This window comes from Protofrankia sp. CiT1, assembly GCF_917627335.1.
GTDB lineage: Bacteria > Actinomycetota > Actinomycetes > Frankiales > Frankiaceae > Protofrankia.
On record NZ_CAKJTP010000197.1, the window covers coordinates 1 to 3,777 of the forward strand.

Sequence of the window (3,777 nt, forward strand, 5' to 3'; positions counted from 1 at the left end):
TGGACGAACTGCCGGCGGCGACCACTAAGCATCCTCCAGCAGCCCGCGACGCAGCTGGGCCAGGGTGCGGGCGAGCAGGCGCGAGACGTGCATCTGGGAGATCCCGAGCTCCGCGGCGATCTGTGACTGGGTCATGTTCCCGAAGAACCGCAGCAGCAGGATTCGCTTCTCCCGTGGGGGCAGCTTCTCCAGCAGCGGCTTGAGTGACTCCCGGTACTCGACCCCTTCCAGGGACTCGTCCTGGACACCGAGGGTGTCAGCTACCGCGGGGGCTTCGTCGTCGCCGGAGTCCGGAGCGTCCAGCGAGACCGCCGAGTAGGCGTTGGCGGACTCCAGGCCCTCCAGCACCTCCTCCTCGGTCATCTGGAGATGCGCGGCGATCTCGCTTACCGTTGGTGACCGGCCGAGCGTCTGGGACAGCTCCGACGTGGCCTTTGTCAGCGACAGCTTGAGCTCCTGCAGCCGTCGCGGCACCCGGATCGCCCAGCCCTTGTCCCGGAAGTGCCGCTTGATCTCGCCGACGATGGTCGGCGTCGCGTACGTGGAGAACTCCACCCCGCGCTCGGGATCGAAGCGGTCAACGGACTTGATAAGCCCGATCGTCGCGACCTGGGTCAGGTCGTCGAGCGGCTCGCCACGGTTGCGGAAGCGGCGGGCCAGGTACTCCACCAGCGGCAGGTGCATCCGGACGAGCTGGTCACGGATCTCCGCCCGTTCGGGAGTGCGGTCGGGCATCGCGACCAGCTGGGCGAACAGTTCACGGGCACGTGCCCTGTCGTTGGTTTCGTCAGGGTGGCCCGAACCGTGACGCTGGTCGTCCGCTGGTCCGCCCTGGACCGTGACCGTCGCGGTGGGTACGGATGGCTCTGGCGGCAGGATGTCGTTGTCGCCCGGCCTGGCAGCGGCGTCGCCGCCGGGCTCGTCCCGGCTGGCTTCATCAGGTGCGGATTCGGTGGGTGCGGGCTCGTTCTGGGCCATCAGGCCATGGGCGTCGTCAAGCAGAGGCCGTGAGCGCTGCGTGGCCGGGGGCGCGGCGTTCTGCAACGGTCGGATGCGGCCTGCGGTCACGGCGCGCCCACCGGCCCGTTGTTCGGTGCGCCTGCGTTTTTTGTCCATTGCGTCTTGATCGTCTGCGGGTCGGCGGTCGTGGGGCTGTATCCGTTGTTCTCGCGCACGGCGTTGTTCTCGCGCACGGCGTTGCTCTCGGGGACGCCGCGTCGCTTGCGCAGCCTGATGGTGACCCGCGAATCGGTGGACACCGAGCTGGAGACCTCATCGGCGAGGGCGGTCAGCACCGTCCAGGCGAACGTGTCGGTGGACGGGGGCTCGCCGTCCACGCTGAGCACGGTCACGCCGACCTGGATGACCCCGGGGGAGAGCTCGAAGGTGCACTCCAGGTTCGAACCAGGCGCAGCCGACAGCAGCAGCAGGGCGCATGCCTCGTCCACGGCGATCCGTAGATCTTCGATGTCGTCGAGGGTGAAATCACCGCGGGCCGCGAGCGACGCCGTGGCGGTCCGCAGAACCGACAGGTAGGCGCTTGCCGCGGGGAGCGTGAGCTGCACGATGTCACGTAGCCCACCACCAGGCACGCCGGAGCTGGGAGCCGCGCCGGTGGAGGCGTTGGCGTCGGGAACCCCGCCGCCCGGGACACCGCCCTGACCGTTCGCGGTTCCGGTCGTTGGCATCGTGTCCACTGCGGTACCCCCTTGTCGCTTGTCGCTCAAGGTCTCCGGCGGCGTGAAAACCATGGTCACGCCACTGTCAACCGCCGACGTCCGTTCCCGCTTCGTGTCACCTGAAGACCACCGTACCCAGCGCTGAGGTGCCTCCGCAGGTTGGGTGATCAATTCTGGCGATTGTGACGGTGATTCCGGCAACGTCCCATCGCCCTGGATGCGACGATGGTCCTATTGAACCGAAAAAACTGAGATTTTTGGCCTGATAAGAGGCTTCGGCGGCAGGACGCTCGATCAGACAGCGGCGTCCGGGTGGATGGATCGCGAGGCGGCGGAGGCAGTCACCGGAGGCGCTGGGCGTCGACCGAGGACAACGACGCGAGGCGCGGCCCGGGCCGGGCCTGGCGGATCGACTGCGCCGATCCGCCAGGCCCGGATACATCCACCCGGACGCCCTGCCCGCGGGTGCCCTCAGGCGGCCTTGGTCTCCCAGAAGATCGTGGAGATCTGGTCGATGAGGTCAAGCAGCCGCTGCCCGTCCGCCGGGTCGACCGACCCCTTGGCGCCAGCCGCTCCCGCCGCCTTGGTGGCCTGCCAGAACAGGTCATGCAGCTCGGGGTACTTCTCGACGTGGTTGGGCTTGAAGTAGTCGGTCCACAGCACCCACAGGTGGTGCTTGACCAGCTCCGCCCGCTCTTCCTTGATGGCCAGCGCCCGAGTGCGGAAGGCTGGGTCGTCGTTTCCCTGGAACTTCTCCTGGATGGCCTTCACGGACTGCGCTTCGATCCTCGCCTGGGCCGGGTCGTAGACCCCGCAGGGCAGGTCGCAGTGGGCGCTGACCGTTGTCTTCGGACGCAGGAGGCTCATGCCGCCGTCCTTTCTCGTCTGGCTGGATGTATGGGTGGCTGGACGTGTGGGGAACATCTGGTGGGCGCAAGGCGCCTGTTGATCGTCAGACATGGCGGGCCACAGTGGTCCGGGCGGCAGCAGGGCTCTAGTTCCCACCGTCTGGCAACCTACCCGGATGAGGCTGGGTGTCGCGGTACGGGCGGTCTGGGTTAGCGGGGGGTCCATGCAGCCGACGCTGCGGGACGGCGATGCGTGCCTGGTGCTGTGGGGTGTGGCCCCGCGGGCGGGAGACGTGGTCGTGGCGCGGCTGCCCGGACGCGGGCTCGGCGTGAAGCGCGCGGCCTTCGTCGAGCCTGACGGGTCGTGGTGGCTGCGATCCGACAACGTCATGCTCGGCACGGACAGCGCGGCCTTCGGTTCCGTGCCGGCCGGGGACGTGCTGGGCCGGGTCGTCGCCCGCTACTGGCCGCGACCATGCTGGCTGCGCAGGGACGCGTAGAACGCGAGGCAGTCGGGGTAGGACGGGAGCAGGCCCGCGGCTTCGGCCGCCTTCAGGGTGGGGGCCTGCGCGTCCTTCTCGGACAGCAACGGAGGCACATCCAGGGGCCACGGCAGTGCCAGATCGGGGTCAAGCGGGTCTATACCGTGCTCACGCGAGGGGTTGTAGGTCGTCGAGCAGAGATAGGAGATCGCCGTGTCGTCGGTGAGTGCCATGAAGGCGTGCCCGAGCCCCTCGGCAAGGTAGAGGCCCCGCCGGTCGACATCGTCGAGCACCACCGCCGCATGCGTCCCGTAGGTCGGCGAGCCGACTCGGATGTCGACCACGCAGTCGAGCACCCGGCCGTGCACGCATGTGACGTACTTGGCCTGGCTGGGCGGGATATCGGCATAGTGGACGCCGCGCAGCGTCCCTCGCCGGCTCACGCTGTGGTTCGCCTGGGCGAGATCGAGTGAGTGACCGATCACCTTGGTCAGGCTTTCGGAGCGGAACCACTCCAGGAACGTGCCTCGGTCATCGGTGTGCTGGCGGGGGGTGAACACCCAGGCGCCGGCTATTGCGAGTTCATGAGCCTCCACGAACGCGCACCGTACCGGGTAACGACGTCCATTGGGTGGCCAACGTGTCCACCGCTGTCAGCCGGCACCGCGGGCCGCCGCGGTGCCGGCTCGCGGACCGCGCCGGCCGATGCCGAGCGGCCCGAGACCACGGACCAGCCCGAGACCACCGCCCGGCCGGGCATCGCTGGTT

5 protein-coding genes are annotated in these 3,777 nt (G+C 68.6%); 1 reads left to right on the plus strand and 4 read right to left on the minus strand.

The genetic code is table 11. The features are described 5' to 3' along the window. Positions 1-24: 24 nt before the first annotated feature. The 3 genes from MJ785_RS19640 to sodN form a co-directional block, all read right to left on the minus strand. Positions 25-1,068 (minus strand): RNA polymerase sigma factor SigF, encoded by a 1,044-nt coding sequence (locus MJ785_RS19640; RefSeq protein ID WP_239313242.1) that lies wholly within the window; start codon positions 1,066-1,068, stop codon positions 25-27. Continuing rightward, entirely contained in the window at positions 1,065-1,688 is a 624-nt protein-coding gene (locus MJ785_RS19645; RefSeq protein WP_370652998.1) for an anti-sigma factor, read from the minus strand. Before MJ785_RS19645 ends, MJ785_RS19640 begins: the two co-directional genes overlap by 4 nt. Before the next feature lie 462 nt (positions 1,689-2,150). Further along, on the minus strand, positions 2,151-2,546 hold the full coding sequence (gene sodN / locus MJ785_RS19650) for a superoxide dismutase, Ni (RefSeq protein WP_239313245.1): 396 nt from the start codon (positions 2,544-2,546) through the stop codon (positions 2,151-2,153). A gap of 157 nt (positions 2,547-2,703) precedes the next feature. On the opposite strand from sodN, the gene MJ785_RS19655 reads away from it, so the two are divergent. After that, positions 2,704-3,027: a S24/S26 family peptidase gene (locus tag MJ785_RS19655; RefSeq protein ID WP_239377265.1), complete on the plus strand. Its 324-nt coding sequence runs from the start codon at positions 2,704-2,706 to the stop codon at positions 3,025-3,027. On the opposite strand, the gene rfbC is transcribed toward MJ785_RS19655, so the two are convergent. Then, positions 2,988-3,605 (minus strand): dTDP-4-dehydrorhamnose 3,5-epimerase, encoded by a 618-nt coding sequence (rfbC, locus tag MJ785_RS19660; RefSeq protein WP_239313251.1) that lies wholly within the window; start codon positions 3,603-3,605, stop codon positions 2,988-2,990. The two genes, MJ785_RS19655 and rfbC, sit on opposite strands and share 40 nt — an antisense overlap. Between the last annotated feature and the right edge of the window lie 172 nt (positions 3,606-3,777).